The following is a 16,589-nucleotide window of genomic DNA, read 5'->3' as shown; positions in this document are numbered from 1 at the left end:
CGCGTACGCACGTCGTGTCGTCGGAGACGTCCCGGCGTCGCAGACACCGGCGACACCCGTGCGGGAAACGCGGACACGCGTACCGGAAGTGCGGACACGCGTACGGGAAGCGCGGACACGATGTCGGGGGGCGGGCAGTGGGGGTCAGGAGGTCGGCGGGTTCGCCAGATCTGGCTCGGCGATCTCGAAGTACTCCGGGGTGGGGGCCGTTCCCGCCAGGCGGAAGTACCGCACGCGGCGACGCCGCCGCAACGCCAGGGCGTCGCGCACCGCGTCGTTGTAGACCCGCCGGGCGATGACCACGCGCTCCTCGGCGTCGTTCAACTCGTCGGTGAGCGCGGCCGGCAACACGCTCCGGTCGACGTCGGCGAGCCGGCGGGTCAGCTCGTTCTCCGCGGCCTCACGCTCCGGCCGGGCGGCGGACTCGGCCGTGTCCGCCGCGGCCCGCAACGCCGCGGCGTCGTCGCCTCGCAGTGCGCTCGCCGTCACCGCCCTCGCCACCACCGCTCGGCGCGCGAGCGCGGCGTCGAGCGCGGCCCAGCCCGCGTCCATCCGCACGTGCAGGCGGTCGAGGCGGTTGGCCGTCGCGACCAACCACAGCGCGCCCGCCATCACCAGTGCGGCGACGAGCGCCAGCACGAGCAGTGTGGTCATCGCAGGACGCCGGTCTCGGCGCCGACCTTGCGCGGATCGGCCGCGATCGCCGTCTCGTAGACCCGGACAACCTGTCGCACGACGGTGCCCCAGTCGTAGCGCGCGACGTGTTCCGTCGCCGCGTCGGAGAGCCTGGCACGCCGCACCGGGTCGGCGAGAAGCCCGCGCAGCACGTCCGCGAGCGCGTCGGAGTCGCCGGTGGGCACCAGCACGCCCGCCTTGCCGTCATCGAGCACGCGGCGGAAGGAGTCGAGCGCACTGGCCACGACGGGAGTGCCCGCCGCCATGGCCTCGGTGAGGATCATGCCGAAGCTCTCGCCGCCGGTGTTCGGCGCGCAGTAGACGTCCACGCTGCGCAGAGCCCGCGCCTTGGTCTCGTCGTCCACCTGGCCGAGCAGATCGAGCCGGGACGCGAGTTCGGGGCCCGCTTCGCGGTGGAGCGTCTCCGCCTCGCCGCGGCCGACGACGAGCAGCCGCAGCGCCGGCAGCTCCGGCGCGAGGACACGCAGCGCGTCGAGGAGCACGCCCATCCCCTTGCGGGGTTCGGTGTAGCGGCCGACGAATCCGATCGTGCCCCCGTCGCGGGGGTAGCCCTCCAGCGGCTCGGCGCCGGAGAAGAACGACGTGTCGACGCCGTTGGGGATCTCCACGGCGTCCCCGCCGAGGTGTTCGACCTGGACGCGCCGCGCGAGCGCGGACACGGCGATCCGTGCGGTCACCTTCTCCAGTAGCGGGCGCAGCACCGGTTCGAACGCCGCCAGCGTGCGCGACCGCGGCGTGGAGGTGTGGAACGTCGCGACGATGGGTCCCTCGGCCACCATGAGCGCGAGCAGCGACAGGCTCGGCGCCGTCGGCTCGTGCAGGTGCAGGACGTCGAACTCGTTGTCGCGGAGCCAACGCCGTACCCGCGCGTAGGACACCGGCCCGAACTGCAGCCTCGCCACCGAGCCGTTGTAGGGGATGCCGAGGGAACGCCCGGCGGGCTGCACGAAGTCGGGAAGATGCGCGGCGCCGTCGTCACCGGGCGCCAGCACCGAGACGGTGTGGCCGAGTGAACGCAGCGCCTTGGCGAGGTCCACGACGTGTCCCTGCACTCCCCCGGGCACGTCGAACGAGTACGGGCACACGATCCCGATCCTCATGACGCACTCCGTTCGTCGGCTCCGACCTCGGAGCCACCGGCGGACGTCGCGCTCCGCTCCGCCCCGTCGGCGGCGGCCGTCCCGTCCTCGGCGGCAGCACGGTCGGCCAGCCAGAACGGCTGCAACATGTGCCAGTCCGTGGGGTGCGCGGCGATGTCGCCCGCGAAGACGTCGGCGATGGCCTGGGTGGCGGCGGGCACCTCCTCCCGGCTGCTGACCCTGATCCGGGGGTGCACCCGCACGGCCCAGCCCCGTTCGGTGAACCAGCACCCGGCGGGCAGCAGCGCCGCGCCGGTGCTGAGAGCCAAGCGCGCCGGCCCCATTGGGAAGGTCGCCTTCTCGCCGAAGAACGTCACGGGCACACCCGAGCCGTTGATGTCGCGGTCGCCGACCAGGCACACCACCTTGTTCTCCCGCAACCGGCGCAGCAGGGTCCGGAAGGACACACTGCCGTCGGCGGGGATGACCTCGAACCCGAGCGACTCGCGGTAGGCGACGAACCTTTCGTACAGCGATTCGGGCCGCAGCCGCTCCGCCACCGTGGTGAAGCTGCCGGAGTGCGCGACCAGCCAGACCCCGGCGACGTCCCAGTTGCCGGTGTGCGGCAGCGCGATCACCGCGCCGTTGCCCTCCTCCAGGGCCGCGTCGAGGTACTCGATGCCGGTGAAGTCGACCCGCTCGCGCACGTCGTCGGCGCTCATCGACGGCAGGCAGAACGCCTCCTGCCAGTACCGGGCGTAGGACCGCATGGCTCGTCGGGTCAGGTCCTCCAGCTCGACGGGGCCCGCCTGCGGCACCACCCTGGCGAGGTTGCGGCGCAGCCGGGCGACGCCGCCGCGGTTGCGCTTCGCGGCGATGTCGGCCCCGACGGCGAAGGCGGTGGTGACGAACGCGTCCGGCAGCTTCGGCACGAGCCGCCAGCCAGCCGCGTAGCCCCAGTCCACGAGTCGCTGCCTGCTCACTGTCGCGCCTTTCCGGCCGCCGTGGCCACCGCCCCGATCCGCTGGACCAGGGTGATCACCGACAGCGCGGCGAGCAGCCACTGCGACACCTCGACGGTGTACGGCAGTCCCAGTCCCTGCAGTCCCGTTCCGACCAACGCGATGATCAACCGCTCGGCACGTTCGACGAGTCCGCCGTTGGCGGCGTCACCGAAACCGGACGCCTCGGCGCGGGCCTTGACGTACGAGATGACCTGCGCGAGCACCAGACACACGAGCGCGGCCGCCGCCACGCGCGGGTTGTCGGCCACGGCGAACCCCCACCAGGCGATGGCGGCGAACAGCGCGCCGTCGACCAGCCGGTCACAGGTCGCGTCGAGCACCGCCCCGAAGGGCGTACTGCCCTTCGCGCGCGCCATCGCTCCGTCGAGGAGATCGAGCATGACGAAGCCCCACACCACGAAGGTGCCCGCGAGCAGCATCCCGGTCGGGAAGAAGATCAGTGCCCCGGCGATGGCGCCCGCGGTACCGATGAGCGTCATCGCGTTCGGGGTGAGCCCGGCGCGCACCAGGGCGGCACCGATCGGGTCGGTGACACGAGACACGGACGCGCGCGCGAAGATGTTGAGCATCTGATCCTAGGTTTGCTGGCGAGTAGGGGTCGACTCGGCAAGCAAACCCTATCGAGCCGTCGCGATGTCGGCGTTCCGTGCCCCTTCGGGTGTGTCCCGCGTCCGTTCGCTCACCTCGGTTCGACGGTCTCGCCGCCGTCGGTGCTCGCCTCCGCGACGCGGTCGCACTCCGGTTCCAACCGGGTGCGGATGGCGACGCTGATCGCACCCAACTCGCGCACCTGTTCCGGGGTGAGGGCGTCGAACAAGGCCTCGCGCACGGCGTCGACGTGCCCGGGAGCGGCGTCTCGGATGGCCGCCAACCCGGCGTCGGTGAGGTGGGCCAACGCACCTCGCTTGTCGGTGGGGCAGGCCTCCCTGCGGATCCATCCGCTGGCCTCCATGCGAGCGACGGCGTGCGAGAGCCTGCTCCGGGACGAGCGGGTGGCCCGCGCGAGATCACTCATCCGCAGCACCCGGCCGGGCGCCTCGGACAGCGCGACGAGGACCGCGTAGTAGGTCGTGGGCATCCCCGCGTCGCGCTGCAGCTGGTTCTCGATGTGCCCACGGACCATGTCGACGGCGGCCGAGAATTCGCGCCACACGCGTTGCTGCTCCTCCGTGAGCCATCGGGGTGTCGACATGGCCCCCAGTCTAGCCACCTCCCCCAGACTGGTTGAGCTCTCAACTATTCGTGCGTTAGAGTGCGCCTGCAAGATCGATCACAGAGGGGAAACCCCATGACCACCAGCACGACCGAGATCCCCGGCTATCTCACCGGCACCTGGTCCATCGACCCGGTGCACTCCAACGTCAGCTTCGTCGTACGCCACCTCGGCGTGACGCGGGTCCGCGGCCGGTTCACCGACCTGGCCGGCGAGATCGTCACGGCGGACGACGTCGCCGACTCGTCGGTGACCGCGACCATGCAGGCCGCGAGCATCGACACCACGAACCAGCAGCGTGACGAACACGTGCGCAGCGCCGACTTCCTCGACGCCGAGAACCACCCCACACTGAGCTTTCGCTCCACGGGCGTGCGCGTCGATGGCGAGGACTACCTGATCGACGGCGAGCTGACCCTGCGTGGCGTCACGCGGCCCGTCACCCTGATCGCCGAGCTCGGCGGCTTCGGCGACGGCATGACCGAGGGCAGCAAGGTCCTCGGTGTCTCCGCCCGCACGGAGATCAAGCGTTCCGACTTCGGCGTGGGCACCAACATCCCCACGGCCGTCGTCAGCGAGAAGGTCGTCATCGAGCTCGACATCGAAGCGGTCCGGCAGGGCTGACCCCGTCGGGCCCGCCGGGTCACCAGGCGTCGGCGAGCAGCGTGCGGGTCTCCCCGAGGAGCTGCGGCAACACCTTGGTGTGCCCGACGACCGGCATGAAGTTGGAGTCGCCGCCCCACCTCGGCACCACGTGCTGGTGCAAGTGGGCGGCGATTCCCGCTCCGGCGGCCACGCCCTGGTTCAGACCGATGTTGAAGCCGTGCGCGCCCGACACCGATCTGATCACCCGCATGGCGTGCTTGGTGAAGTCGGCGACCTCCGCGGTCTCCTCGGCCGTGAGGTCGGTGTAGTCGGCGACGTGCCGGTAGGGCACCACCATGAGGTGCCCCGGGTTGTACGGGTACAGGTTGAGCACCGCGTACACCGACTCACCGCGCGCGACGATCAGCGCACTCTCGTCGTCCAGCCCCGCGAGACGGCAGAACGGGCAGCCGCTCTCGCCGTCGCCGTCGGGCTTGTTCTCGCCCTTGATGTAGGCGAGACGGTGCGGGGTCCACAGCCGCTGCAGCTGGTCCGTGACGCCCACACCGTCCTGCTCCACGAACTCCTCGCGCGGTTCCTCGCGCGACTCGTCGTCACTGGCCAACGAACGCTCCCAAGGCCTCCGCGGTCGGCGAGGCGTTCTCCCTGCGCGCAACCCAGTCGGCCACCGCCTCCACGGCCTTCGCCACGGGAACGCCGTTGATCTGGCTGCCGTCGCGGAAGCGGAACGACACGGCTCCGGCTTCCACGTCCTTGGCGCCCGCGAGCAGCAGGAACGGCACCTTCTGCGTGGTGTGCGTGCGGATCTTCTTCTGCATGCGGTCGTCACTGGTGTCGATGTCGACCCGGATTCCGCGGTCGCGCAGCGCCTTCTCGACACCGCGCAGGTGCTCGACGTGCGCGTCGGCGATCGGGATGCCCACGACCTGCACGGGAGCCAGCCACGCTGGGAACGCACCGGCGTAGTGCTCGGTCAACACACCGAAGAACCGCTCCATCGACCCGAACAGCGCCCGGTGGATCATCACCGGCTGCTGCCGCGACCCGTCGGCCGCCTGGTACTCCAGGTCGAAGAGCTCCGGCTCCATCAGATCGACCTGGATGGTCGACATCTGCCAGCTCCGCCCGATGGCGTCCTTGACCTGCACGCTGATCTTCGGCGCGTAGAACGCGGCACCACCGGGGTCGAGCACCAGCTCCAGACCACTCGACTCGGCCGCCTCCCGCAGCGCGTTGGTGGCCCGCTCCCAGTCCTCGTCGCTGCCGATCGACTTCTCCGGGTCGCGCGTGGACAGTTCGAGGTAGAAGTCGTCGAGACCGTAGTCGCGCAGCAGGTCGAGCACGAACTGCAGCAACGACTTGATCTCGTCGTGCATCTGGTCGACGGTGCAGTAGATGTGCGCGTCGTCCTGGGTGAAGCCCCGCGCCCGGGTGAGGCCGTGCACGACGCCCGACTTCTCGTAGCGGTACACCGTGCCGAACTCGAACAGCCGCAGCGGCAGCTCCCGGTAGCTGCGCCCACGCGAGCGGTAGATGAGGTTGTGCATCGGGCAGTTCATCGGCTTCAGGAAGTACTCCTGGCCGGGCTTGCGCACGGTGCCGTCGTCGTCGTACTCGGCGTCGAGGTGCATGCCCGGGTACATGCCCTCGCGGTACCAGTGCAGGTGACCGGAAGTCTCGAACAACTGCCCCTTGGTGATGTGCGGCGTGTTGACGAACTCGTAGCCCGCCTCCTCGTGCCGACGCCGGGAATAGTCCTCCATCTCCCGGCGGATCACGCCGCCCTTGGGGTGGAACACGGGCAGGCCCGAACCGATCTCCTCGGGGAAGGAGAACAGGTCGAGCTCCGCGCCGAGCTTGCGGTGATCACGGCGCTCGGCCTCCGCCAGCATCTCCAGGTAGGCGTCCTGCGCCTCCGACGACTCCCACGCCGTGCCGTAGATGCGCTGCAGCTGGGGGTTCTTCTCGTCACCACGCCAGTACGCGGCGGCCACCCGGGTGAGCTTGAACGCGGGGATGTACTTCGTCGTCGGCACGTGAGGCCCGCGGCACAGGTCGCCCCACACGCGTTCCTTGGTGCGCGGGTCGAGGTTGTCGTAGATGGTCAGCTCGCCCGCACCGACCTCCATGACCTCGGAGGTATCGACGGCGTCCGCACCGTCGCTGGACTTCAGATCCACCAGTTCGAGCTTGAAGGGCTCGTCGGCGAGTTCGGCCCTGGCCGCCTCGACCGACTCGACGACCCGGCGCGAGAACTGCTGGGCGCTCTTGATGATCTGCTTCATGCGCTTCTCGAGCGCCTGGAGGTCCTCCGGGGTGAACGGGCGGTCGACCGCGAAGTCGTAGTAGAAGCCGTCCTTGATCGGCGGTCCGATGCCGAGCTTCGCCTCGGGGAACTGCTGCTGCACCGCCTGAGCGAGAACGTGTGCCGCCGAGTGCCGGATCACACTGCGACCGTCCTCGGTGTCGGCGGCGACCGGCTCCACCTCGACGTCGGTCTCCGGAACCCACGCGAGGTCGCGAAGCGTCCCCTCGGGATCCCGCACGACCACGACGGCCTGCGGACCCTTGCTCGGGTGACCCGCCTCGCGCACCGCGGCACCCGCCGTAGTGCCTGCTCGCACCACCACGCGCGAGGCGGACGAGACTGCGGCGGACGACGACTGCGACACGGGGAACTCCCTTGCGGACGTGGTTTGACGTGCAGGCACGATGCTAGTCGCCGCGCTCCTCGACCCGGCTCCGGGTCACGAGGACAGCTCCCCAGGACACCACAACGACCGGCGAACAAACCGTGATGCCGGACACAAGGTGGGCATGGTTACAGGGAGGTCACAACGACGCGAACCGTCGCTACCTTGGGGAGAGCTGGAGAACGAAGGTTCCCGACCCGTGTGACCAGCGGCCCCCGGCGGCGGCCACACCCCGCGACACCCCGACACAGATTTGTCGCGGCAGGGAATCAATCACGCAACATCGTTTGTCGCCGTGAGTGATCGGGCACCCACCGTAACAGGTGGGTCTCGGAAGTCCACGCCGCCCGGTCGTGGACGACTGGCCGACCAGAGTCGCGAGGTCAGCCGCAGACAGTGCCCGAACCGTTCACCCGGGACGGGGTCCGCGCCCCATCGTGGCCGGTTGGAACCAATGGCGACGGGAACATGAGAAAGACCCGGCGGTTGGCCGGGTCCTTCAGGAAAAACAACTCAATATTCGTGGTGGGCGATACTGGGATCGAACCAGTGACCTCTTCGGTGTGAACGAAGCGCTCTCCCGCTGAGCTAATCGCCCCTTGCGTTGTGGAAACCACTGTAGCGGAGGCTGATCGAGCCCCGTCAGTGGGGTCCCCTTTCGTGAGTGGCGGCGGGATTTCGGCTGGTGACACACGGAGTCGGTGCCATTCGCCCCGCGGGGCGGATCCGAACCGGAGGTCGCGACTGCTGCAACATTCGCGCGACTTACCTGTCCTTCTGCTCGTTGATGTGAGCAGGATGTACCGGGGCCCCACCACGGAGAACACGTTCGGGTGATGTTCAGGTTCGTAGAGAGCGAACCGACGCCCCTGCGCGTCTCACCCATAGGACACGGCCGAACCGGCCGGAAGGGAGCAGAAGGGTAACGACCATGCGAAACGAACACGTCACGCTCCGGTCCACGGCGGTCTTCGACCTTCTGGCACCGCGCACGCCTCCGGTCCCGGTGAAGGTCGAACTGCGGTACGACACCCGTGACCCGTACGCGGTCGTGGCCGCGTTCCGCACCGGCCGGGCCGGCTGGGTCGAGTGGGTCTTCGCCCGCGACCTCCTGGCCGACGGACTGCTCGGTGAAGCAGGCGACGGCGACGTGCGCCTCAAGCCGTCGATCGAGGACCCCGACTCGGTCTTCGTGGAGCTGAACTCCCCGTCGGGTCACGCGATGTTCGAGGCGTCGGCTCAGGAGCTGGCCGACTTCCTCGACCAGACCTACGACGTGGTCCTGCCGGGCAACGAGCACCTGTGGGTCGACGTCGACGACGCGCTCACGCGGCTCATCCCGCACGATTTGGGCTGATCATGGACGTGCACCGAAGCATGACCACCCCCCGCGTGAAGGGCGTTTCGGCCATCCGATACAGTTCTTTCCACACGACGACGACGGGTCACCGACCGGAAGGCCGAGCGACACGGAGTCGCAAATTGCGGACGTAGCGCAGCTGGTAGCGCATCACCTTGCCAAGGTGAGGGTCGCGGGTTCGAATCCCGTCGTCCGCTCGACTGCGGCGGGCATTCCGCAGTTGGATCGAGCTCGCGCTTGATCCACACCAACGGCGGAGTGGCCGAGTGGTTCAGGCAAGGGCCTGCAAAGCCCTGTACACGGGTTCGATTCCCGTCTCCGCCTCGCGCGATTAGCTCAGCGGGAGAGCGCTACCTTGACACGGTAGAGGTCACTGGTTCGATCCCAGTATCGCGCACCACCAAGGCCCCCTTTCCAGAACACTCGGGATGGGGGGCCTTTTTCGTTGCCCAACTCGGTTGCCGCGCCGTGGATCACCATGGCCGATCTCCGCCAGCACGGGCGGCCACGGCTTCCGAGACTCGGTCTGTGATCTTCTCGACCGTCCTGACGCCCGCGACGAGCGCGGCCACGCTCGTCGCACTCCTGGTCTTCCTGTTCCCGCTCGCCTACAGTCCGGGCCCGGGAAACGCGTTCTTCGCGGCGCTCGGTGCGGCGCGGGGGCTGCGCGCCGCCCTGCCGGCCCTCGCCGGTTACCACGTCGCGACCTTCGTCGTGGCCGCGTCCATCGGGCTCGGAATGGGCGTCACCGTCCTCGAACATCCGTTGCTCGCGACGGTGCTCAGCGCAGTCGGGAGCCTCTACGTGCTGTGGCTTGCGGTGACGATCGTCCGTTCAGCTCGCACGAAGGGCGGCTCCAGGACGACGGCCGCGACGAGGCAGGACCAGCGAATCGGCTTCCGGTCCGGCGCGATCGTCCTCCTGCTGAACCCCAAGGCCTACTACATCATCGCGGTGATGTTCACCCAGTTCCTCAGGCCGCCCGACGGCGGCGGCGTCGTCGCGGTGCTGGTGATCACGATCGTGTTCACACTGAACAACCTCGTCGCCTTCGTCGCCTGGGCACTCGGCGGCCGGGCACTCACCGCTCTGTTTCGCAGTGAGCGGTCGAAGCGCTGGATCGACTACGGCTTCGCCGCCGTCCTCGTCGGAGTGGCGGCCTGGCTGGCGGCACCGCTGTTTCGCTGACGACGCTGCGCACGGTCACCGCCGCCGGGTCAGCCCTCCCCCGGTTCCGAACGTCCCTGCTGCTGTTCGGCGAGGAAGCGCTCGAAATCCGCCGCCAACTCGTCGCCGCTCGGCATCTCGTCGGTGTCCGCCAGCAGGTTGCTCTCGGGGCTCGCCTCGGTGAAGGCGTCGTACTGCCGCTCCAACGCCGTGACGACCTCGGCGACCTCGGTGCTGTCCTCCACCTGCCGGTCGATCTCCAGGTTCGCGGCGTGCGCGGCCTCACGCAGGTCGGCCAGCGGGACGTGCAGCCCGGTCGCCTCGGTCACGGCGTCGAACAGGCGCAATGCCGCAGCCGGGTACCGCGACTGCGCGAGGTAGTGCGGGACGTGCGCGGCGAAGCCCAGGGCGTCGTGCCCGGCCTGTCCCAAGCGGTACTGCAGCAGGGCACCCGCGCTGCCCGGAACCTGCACGTGGGTGAACGCGGACCGGTAGCTGCGCACGAGCTCCGGGCGCGTCGCGTGCGCCGTCAGTCCCAACGGTCTGGTGTGCGGGACGCCCATCGGGATGCCGTGCGCGGTGACCGACAGCCGGACCCGCCAGCGCTGGATGAGCTCCCGCACCGCCGCGATGAACGTCTCCCACTGCACGTCGGGTTCGGGCCCGGTGAACAGCAGCACCGGCGTCCCCTCGACGTCGTGCAGCAGGCGCACCACCAGCTCGGGGTCCTCGTAGCCGGCCCAGTGGTCCGCCGCGAACGTCATCGTGGGCCGCCGCGACCGGTAGTCGAGCAGACGATCGACGTCGAACCGCGCCACCACAGGCCCGTCGAACTCCGAGCGCAGGTGGTCGACGAGAATCCTTCCCGCCGATCCCGCGTCGACGAACCCGTCGAAGTGGTAGAGCAGCACCGCCTCCTCCGGAACCGACACGCCGGAATCCAGGTCGTACAGCTGCTCCGGATTGCGATCCACCGTCAACCTCCTGACCTCACCACTTCTGCCTCACAGGCATAACGCCTACTGGCGCCCGTTCAATCCCACCACACCACGGAAGCCGGCCGACTGGAGGCAACGCGCGGTGGAGGCGTGATGGAAAGATGGGAGAGGTGCAGGCGTTCCATTCCGACCAGACGACCACGACGACTCCCGTCGGCGAGCACGCCGACAGCCTGTCCACGGTGCTCGACCTGGTGCGGTCGGGTATCGCGAGGACCCGGCCGGAGATCGGCAGACATGCAGGCCTCGGCCGCACGGTCGTGACGCAGCGCGTGACTCAACTCACAGCCTCCGGGCTGCTGGAGGAGGGTGCGCTCGGCCCGTCCAGCGGTGGCCGTGCGCCGCGCGAGCTGAGGTTCCGCGCGAGGGCGGGTGTGATCCTCGCCGCGGAGCTCGGGGCCACGAGCATCAGCGTGGGCGTCACCGACCTCGCCGGAGTCGTGCTGGCCGAACACACCGAGACGGCCGACATCGCCGCGGGACCGGAGACCGTGCTCTCGCGGGTCGAGGAGGTGTTCGACGACCTGCTGCCCCGCGTCCGTGCCGAGCTCGGCTCGCCGGAGCTTCCCGTGTGGGGTGTGGGCGTCGGACTGCCGGGGCCCGTGGAGTTCGCCACCGGACGGCCCAGCGCGCCCCCGATCATGCCGGGGTGGGACGGCTACCCCGTGCGTGATCGCTTCGCCCGCCGCTACGACACTCCGGTGTGGGTGGACAACGAGGTCAACACCATGGCCCTCGGTGAGCTCCGCGCGGGCTCGGCACGCGGGCAGCGCGACATCCTGTACGTCAAGATCGGCACCGGTATCGGCGCGGGGCTGATCTCCAACGGCACGTTGCACCGCGGCAGCCAGGGTTGCGCGGGCGACATCGGGCACGCGGCCACGTCCGAGGAGGACGACGTGGTGTGCCGGTGCGGCAACACGGGCTGCCTGGAGGCGTACGCGGGTGGTGCGGCGCTGGCCAGGGACGGACTGGTCGCCGCCAAGGAGGGGCGCAGCCGGTTCCTCGCCGACGTGCTCGCCACCACGGGCACGGTGACGGCCGCCGACGTCTCCCGCGCGGCACAGAGCGGCGACCGTACGTCGGTCGAGTTGCTGACCCGCGCGGGCCGGCTCGTGGGCACCCTGCTCGCGACGCTCGTGAGCTTCTTCAACCCCGCCCTGGTGATCATCGGTGGTGGCGTGTCGGGGGCGGGCGATCTGCTGCTGGCGGCCGTCCGCAGACCGTCTACCGGCGCTCGCTGCCACTCGCGACGCGCGAACTTCGCATCACGCGCTCCGCCCTCAGTGACCGCGCCGGTCTCGTCGGCGCCGCGTTCATGGCCATCGACGAGCTGTTCACGCCGGAACGGCTCGCCCGGTGGGTGGACGACGGCAGCCCTGCGGGCCGACCCGCACTGGTCGACGTGCCGCTGCGCACTGCCGTGCTCTGACGTTCCGGCTCGACAGTGGACACCGCGATGGACACCGCGACGGACACCGCGACGGCGGCCACCGCACGACGGTGGCCACCTCCGGGTCACTTCTTTCTGGGCTTCTTCTCCCGCACGCGGACGTTGATGCGCACGGGCGTGCCCGTGAAACCGAACCGCTCGCGGAACTTGCGCTCGACGAACCGCCGGTAGCCCGCCTCCAGGAAGCCGGTCGTGAACAGCACCAGCGTCGGCGGCCGCACACCGGCCTGCGTGGCGAACAGCACCTTCGGCTGCTTACCGCCCCGCACCGGGGGCGGCGTCGCGGCGATCAGATCGGACAACCAGCTGTTGAGCTGCCCGGTGGGCACCCGCTGGTCCCACGACGTCAACGCGGTCCGCAGCGCGGGGGCGAGCTTGCGCACCGCGCGGCCGGTGAGCGCGGACACGTTCACCCGCTCCGCCCACGGCACCCGCACCAGTCCGCGATCGATCTCCCGGTCGAGCTGGCGCCGGCGCTCCTCGTCCACGAGGTCCCACTTGTTGAAGGCCAGCACCAGCGCACGGCCCGCGTCGACGACGGTGGTCACGATGCGCAGATCCTGCTCCGACAGCGGCTCGCTCGCGTCGAGGAGCACGATGGCGACCTCGGCCGAGTCGATGGCGCTCTTGGTCCGCAGCGAGGCGTAGTACTCGGCACCGCTCGCGGTCTGGACCCGCTTGCGCAGGCCCGCGGTGTCGACGAAACGCCACGGCTCGCCGTCGAGCTCGACCAGCGAGTCCACCGGGTCGACCGTGGTGCCCGCCACGGAGTCCACCACGGCGCGCTCCTCGCCGGTCAGCTTGTTGAGCAGGCTCGACTTCCCGACGTTGGGCTTGCCGACCAGCGCCACGCGCCGGGGCCCGCCCGCGACCGCGTCGGTCTCCCGGGGCGCCTCGGGCAGCGCGTCCACGAGAACGTCGAGCAGGTCGCCGGAGCTCCGCCCGTGCAGGGCACTCACCGGCTGCGGCTCGCCCAGCCCCAGGGACCACAGCGACGCCGTCTCGGCCACCAGCCGCTCGTCGTCCACCTTGTTCGCCGCCAGGACCACCGGGCGCTTCGACCGGCGCAGCACCTTCGCCACCGCCTCGTCCGCCGACGTCGCCCCCACGGTGGCGTCCACCACGAGCAACACGACGTCGGCCGTGGCCATCGCCAGCTCGGCCTGCGCCGCCACCGAGGCCTGCAAGCCGGAGGCGTTGGGTTCCCAACCGCCGGTGTCCACGAGGGTGAACCGGCGGCCTCGCCAGGTGGCGTCGTAGGCGATGCGGTCGCGCGTCACGCCGGGCGTGTCCTGCACGACCGCCTCCCGGCGACCCAGGATGCGGTTGACGAGCGTGGACTTGCCGACGTTGGGCCTCCCGACGACGGCCACCACGGGCTGGGGAGGCTCGCCGTCCTCCGCCTGCGATCCCTCGGCGGCGGCAGCGTCGAGCCGGAGGAACTCCGCCTCGTCGGACCAGGTTCCGTCCAGTTCGGTCATACGTCTCTTTCCTCTGTCTGCCTGTCCTGCCGGGGGCACTCCCCCAGGTCGTCAGATGTCGCGGTCACGTCGTGCGCGCTCGTCGTCGACGGCACGCACGAGTGCGGCGAGCGTGTCCCGGAGCTGCTCGGTGGCCTGCGAGAGCCCGGCCCGACCCTTCCCGACGTCCAGGGTGAACGGCTCCCCGACCACCACGTCGACCACCGGACGCAGGCGTCGGCGTGAGCCCGGAGGCCGCAGCGTTCCGCGCACCGCGACCGGAAGCACCACGGCGCCTGCCTTGCGCACCAGCCACGCGGCGCCCTGTTGCGCCTGGTCGACGTCGCCCGCGCCGCGAGTGCCCTCCGGGAACACACCGACCAGGCCCCCGTCGGCGAGCACCTCCGTGAGGGTCGCCAGCGCGGTGCGGTCGGGTGTGCCACGGCGCACCGGCACCTGACCGATGCGTCGCAGGCCCCAGCCCGCGACGCCGACGAACATCTCGTCCTTGACGAGGAACACCGAACGCCTCGGCAACATTCCGAAGATCAGCTGCGGCTCGATCATCGTGCTGTGGTTGGCCACGAGCACGACGGGACCGGTACGCGGCACCCGCTCCACGCCCCGTACCCGCACCCGGTAGGCGGGCCGGTAGAGCCAGCGGCCGATGAACCTGCCCAGATCGTGCAGCCACGGTACCGCACCGGGAGGCAGGCCCTGCCCGACCTGCCGTGACACCGGAGTCACCGGCACATTCCCGCGACCTCGCCGCCGAGCAGCCCCCGCCCGTCGGCCAGCTCGGAAAGCTTCGCGGTCACCTCGTCGATCGTCAGCTCGGAGGTGTCGAGCAGCACCGCGTCCTCGGCGGCGCGCAGCGGTGAGACCGCCCGGGTCGAGTCCAGCTGGTCCCGGCGTTCGACCGACGCCTTCACGTCCTCGAACGTCGCCGCCCGGCCCTCCGCCGAGTCCTGCGCGCTCCGTCGCCGTGCCCGCACGTCGGACGACGCCGTGAGGAAGACCTTCAGCGGGGCGTCCGGCGTGACCACCGTGCCGATGTCCCGGCCGTCCACCACGATGCCGCCCCGGACCGCGAGGGCCTCGCGGATCACCCGGCGCTGTTCGGCGACGAGCAGCTCCCTGACCTCGGGGACGGCCGACACCGGCGAGACCGCCCGGTTGACCTCCTCCGTGCGGATCGCCGCACCCACGTCCTCGCCGTTCAGCAGCGCCGTCGGCGCGGCCGGGTCCGTGGCGACCTCGACTCGCGTGCGCCGCACCGCGGCCGCGACCGCGCTCGGGTCGGTCGGGTCGAGGCCCGCCCGCAGGACGGCCAACGTGGCCACGCGATACATGGCGCCGGTGTCCAGGTACCCGGCGTTCAACTCGGTGGCCAGCCTCCGCGCCGCCGTCGTCTTTCCGGTTCCCGACGGGCCGTCCAACGCCACCACGCCACACAGGGCTCGAGCCACCGGGTCAACTCCTTGCCGTTTCCAGGACCGTTCTCGGTTCGTCCGCCGACCCCGCCTCGCCGGCGCGGGTCGTACGTGCGGCTCTTATTGTGCCCGGTGGTCTCCTGAGACCCGGCTCACCGGTCCCCGGGACGGCCCTTCGGCGGGGCAAGGCCGTCGCGCCGCAGCCGCTCGCCCAGGTGATCCTCCACCAGCGAGGTCCTGTCGATGGCCCCGATCCGGTACCCGGCCCTGCCGACGAGCTGCGACAACACCGGCGCGGTGATCACCTGGATCAGCGCCACGAGCAGGAAGCCGAGGGCATCGACGACATTCAGCTGGAGCGCCGCGCCGCCGAGCACCATGATGAGCCCGATCGTCTGGGGTTTCGTCGCCGCCTGCAAACGGCTGATCAGATCGGGAAAGCGCAGCAGCCCGAACGCCCCCACGGCGCAGAAGAGGGCTCCGCCGAGCAGCAACACGCTGGACACGATGTCGAGGACCATCAGCGGTGCTCCTTCCGGCCCTCGGTGAGGCGCACGACGCTGAGGGAGCCGACGAAGCCGAGCAGCGCCGTACACACCAGGATCGGCACGGTCAGCACGGAGTCCGTCATCGCCATGTTCACGGCGAATCCCGCGACGATGACGACCACGAGCACGTCGAGGGCCATGGTCCGGTCGAGGATCCACGGCCCACGCACCAGGCGGACGAGCGTGAGCAGCCCGGCGAGCGCCAGGATGGCCAGGGTGGCGATGTAGACGGCGGTCACGACAATCCCTCACAGGTCGGCACGGGTCGGCGGGTGGCGGTGCGGCTCATGTGCCGTCCCCCGCCCGGCTCGGCGCCTCGCCGAGCTGCTGAACTCGCTCGACGACGGATCTGATTTCCTCGGCGGTGCCGAACGCCTTGACGACCCTGAGCTGCATCTTGATCGAGCCCCGCACGACGGAGTCCACATCCGGTGGGTGCCCGCCCAGCGAGTACACGTAGTAGCAGCGCTGGGGCCGGTCGATGTGCAAGACGAACGTGCCGGGCGCCAGCGACACGAGGTTGGCCGACGAGGCCACCAGGAAGTCGCGGTCCACCAGGATCGGGACCTCGACCAGCACGGCCTTCGCGCGCGGCCCGAAGAAGGCGGCGTCCCACCCGACGCGCACGCCGGAACTCACCAGGTCCCACAGCAGGAACAGGGTGAGGGCGATCAGCCGGTGAGGACGCAACAGCAGCGGGGACCGCACGGGGCTGAACGGGAACATCAACAGCACCGCGGCCGACACGACCACGCCGGAAACGAGCACGAGCGGCTCGACCGAGCGCCACAGCATCAGCCACACCAGGAACAGCCACGGGGCGATCAGTGGGGAGAACCGGCGCATTCCACCGCGCAT

17 protein-coding genes, 4 tRNA genes and 1 pseudogene are annotated in these 16,589 nt (G+C 70.3%); 7 read left to right on the top strand and 15 right to left on the bottom strand.

Annotation, left to right across the window (positions count from 1 at the left end; translation table 11 throughout):
* Positions 1-144: 144 nt before the first annotated feature.
* The 5 genes from SACAZDRAFT_RS21835 to SACAZDRAFT_RS21815 form a co-directional block, all read right to left on the bottom strand.
* Positions 145-654: a LemA family protein gene (locus tag SACAZDRAFT_RS21835; RefSeq protein WP_005445297.1), complete on the bottom strand. Its 510-nt coding sequence runs from the start codon at positions 652-654 to the stop codon at positions 145-147.
* Positions 651-1,796 carry a glycosyltransferase family 4 protein gene (locus SACAZDRAFT_RS21830; protein ID WP_005445295.1) on the bottom strand — a complete coding sequence of 382 codons (1,146 nt, stop codon included), beginning with the start codon at positions 1,794-1,796 and terminating at the stop codon, positions 651-653. Before SACAZDRAFT_RS21830 ends, SACAZDRAFT_RS21835 begins: the two co-directional genes overlap by 4 nt.
* Positions 1,793-2,758, bottom strand: coding sequence for a phosphatidylinositol mannoside acyltransferase (locus tag SACAZDRAFT_RS21825; RefSeq protein WP_040927855.1), 966 nt, complete (start codon positions 2,756-2,758; stop codon positions 1,793-1,795). Before SACAZDRAFT_RS21825 ends, SACAZDRAFT_RS21830 begins: the two co-directional genes overlap by 4 nt.
* Positions 2,755-3,369: a phosphatidylinositol phosphate synthase gene (gene pgsA, locus SACAZDRAFT_RS21820; RefSeq protein ID WP_005445291.1), complete on the bottom strand. Its 615-nt coding sequence runs from the start codon at positions 3,367-3,369 to the stop codon at positions 2,755-2,757. Before pgsA ends, SACAZDRAFT_RS21825 begins: the two co-directional genes overlap by 4 nt.
* 110 nt (positions 3,370-3,479) lie before the next feature.
* The gene (locus SACAZDRAFT_RS21815; protein ID WP_005445289.1) at positions 3,480-3,992 is read right to left on the bottom strand and encodes a MarR family winged helix-turn-helix transcriptional regulator; all 513 of its coding nucleotides are present in this window, start codon (positions 3,990-3,992) and stop codon (positions 3,480-3,482) included.
* Between the two features lie 96 nt (positions 3,993-4,088).
* Here SACAZDRAFT_RS21815 and SACAZDRAFT_RS21810 point away from each other — a divergent pair, with 96 nt between their 5' ends.
* Positions 4,089-4,637: a YceI family protein gene (locus tag SACAZDRAFT_RS21810; RefSeq protein WP_005445288.1), complete on the top strand. Its 549-nt coding sequence runs from the start codon at positions 4,089-4,091 to the stop codon at positions 4,635-4,637.
* A gap of 19 nt (positions 4,638-4,656) precedes the next feature.
* On the opposite strand, the gene SACAZDRAFT_RS21805 is transcribed toward SACAZDRAFT_RS21810, so the two are convergent.
* The 3 genes from SACAZDRAFT_RS21805 to SACAZDRAFT_RS21795 all read right to left on the bottom strand — a co-directional run bounded on the left by SACAZDRAFT_RS21805 (position 4,657) and on the right by SACAZDRAFT_RS21795 (position 7,910).
* Complete coding sequence (locus SACAZDRAFT_RS21805; RefSeq protein ID WP_005445282.1) at positions 4,657-5,223, bottom strand: HIT family protein; 567 nt, start codon at positions 5,221-5,223, stop codon at positions 4,657-4,659.
* Positions 5,213-7,291, bottom strand: coding sequence for a threonine--tRNA ligase (thrS, locus tag SACAZDRAFT_RS21800; protein WP_005445281.1), 2,079 nt, complete (start codon positions 7,289-7,291; stop codon positions 5,213-5,215). Before thrS ends, SACAZDRAFT_RS21805 begins: the two co-directional genes overlap by 11 nt.
* 544 nt (positions 7,292-7,835) lie before the next feature.
* Positions 7,836-7,910, bottom strand: a tRNA-Val gene (locus SACAZDRAFT_RS21795).
* Between the two features lie 333 nt (positions 7,911-8,243).
* Between SACAZDRAFT_RS21795 and SACAZDRAFT_RS21790 the strand changes: the two genes are divergently transcribed.
* From SACAZDRAFT_RS21790 to SACAZDRAFT_RS21770, 5 genes are all read left to right on the top strand, one after another.
* The gene (locus SACAZDRAFT_RS21790) at positions 8,244-8,669 is read left to right on the top strand and encodes an SsgA family sporulation/cell division regulator (RefSeq protein ID WP_005445280.1); all 426 of its coding nucleotides are present in this window, start codon (positions 8,244-8,246) and stop codon (positions 8,667-8,669) included.
* A 127-nt stretch (positions 8,670-8,796) separates the two neighbouring features.
* Positions 8,797-8,869 (top strand) — tRNA-Gly (locus SACAZDRAFT_RS21785).
* Positions 8,870-8,924: 55 nt separating this feature from the next.
* Positions 8,925-8,996: transfer RNA gene (locus tag SACAZDRAFT_RS21780), tRNA-Cys, on the top strand.
* Position 8,997: 1 nt separating this feature from the next.
* Positions 8,998-9,072: transfer RNA gene (locus SACAZDRAFT_RS21775), tRNA-Val, on the top strand.
* Positions 9,073-9,200: 128 nt separating this feature from the next.
* Positions 9,201-9,860, top strand: a complete 660-nt coding sequence (locus tag SACAZDRAFT_RS21770; protein WP_005445278.1) for a LysE family translocator — start codon at positions 9,201-9,203, stop codon at positions 9,858-9,860.
* Between the two features lie 29 nt (positions 9,861-9,889).
* Here SACAZDRAFT_RS21770 and SACAZDRAFT_RS21765 read toward each other — a convergent pair whose 3' ends face one another.
* Positions 9,890-10,813: a proteasome assembly chaperone family protein gene (locus SACAZDRAFT_RS21765; protein WP_005445277.1), complete on the bottom strand. Its 924-nt coding sequence runs from the start codon at positions 10,811-10,813 to the stop codon at positions 9,890-9,892.
* Positions 10,814-10,938: 125 nt separating this feature from the next.
* Between SACAZDRAFT_RS21765 and SACAZDRAFT_RS21760 the strand changes: the two are divergent.
* Positions 10,939-12,269: pseudogene (locus SACAZDRAFT_RS21760) on the top strand (ROK family protein).
* Between the two features lie 86 nt (positions 12,270-12,355).
* Here the strand turns inward: SACAZDRAFT_RS21760 and der are convergent.
* The 6 genes from der to SACAZDRAFT_RS21730 all read right to left on the bottom strand — a co-directional run bounded on the left by der (position 12,356) and on the right by SACAZDRAFT_RS21730 (position 16,589).
* Positions 12,356-13,771: a ribosome biogenesis GTPase Der gene (gene der / locus SACAZDRAFT_RS21755; protein ID WP_005445274.1), complete on the bottom strand. Its 1,416-nt coding sequence runs from the start codon at positions 13,769-13,771 to the stop codon at positions 12,356-12,358.
* A gap of 51 nt (positions 13,772-13,822) precedes the next feature.
* The gene (locus tag SACAZDRAFT_RS21750; RefSeq protein WP_037294503.1) at positions 13,823-14,497 is read right to left on the bottom strand and encodes a lysophospholipid acyltransferase family protein; all 675 of its coding nucleotides are present in this window, start codon (positions 14,495-14,497) and stop codon (positions 13,823-13,825) included.
* Positions 14,494-15,198, bottom strand: coding sequence for a (d)CMP kinase (cmk, locus tag SACAZDRAFT_RS21745; RefSeq protein ID WP_040927854.1), 705 nt, complete (start codon positions 15,196-15,198; stop codon positions 14,494-14,496). Before cmk ends, SACAZDRAFT_RS21750 begins: the two co-directional genes overlap by 4 nt.
* A gap of 137 nt (positions 15,199-15,335) precedes the next feature.
* Positions 15,336-15,704 (bottom strand): monovalent cation/H(+) antiporter subunit G, encoded by a 369-nt coding sequence (gene mnhG / locus SACAZDRAFT_RS21740; protein WP_005445268.1) that lies wholly within the window; start codon positions 15,702-15,704, stop codon positions 15,336-15,338.
* Positions 15,704-15,970, bottom strand: coding sequence for a monovalent cation/H+ antiporter complex subunit F (locus SACAZDRAFT_RS21735; protein ID WP_005445266.1), 267 nt, complete (start codon positions 15,968-15,970; stop codon positions 15,704-15,706). The genes mnhG and SACAZDRAFT_RS21735 overlap by 1 nt, the downstream gene beginning before the upstream one ends.
* 46 nt (positions 15,971-16,016) lie before the next feature.
* Positions 16,017-16,589 carry a Na+/H+ antiporter subunit E gene (locus tag SACAZDRAFT_RS21730; protein WP_005445265.1) on the bottom strand — a complete coding sequence of 191 codons (573 nt, stop codon included), beginning with the start codon at positions 16,587-16,589 and terminating at the stop codon, positions 16,017-16,019.

Source organism: Saccharomonospora azurea NA-128, from assembly GCF_000231055.2.
GTDB classification, from domain to species: domain Bacteria; phylum Actinomycetota; class Actinomycetes; order Mycobacteriales; family Pseudonocardiaceae; genus Saccharomonospora; species Saccharomonospora azurea.
The sequence above is the reverse complement of the archived record's forward strand: the minus strand, read 5'-3'. Positions and strand labels throughout refer to the sequence as shown.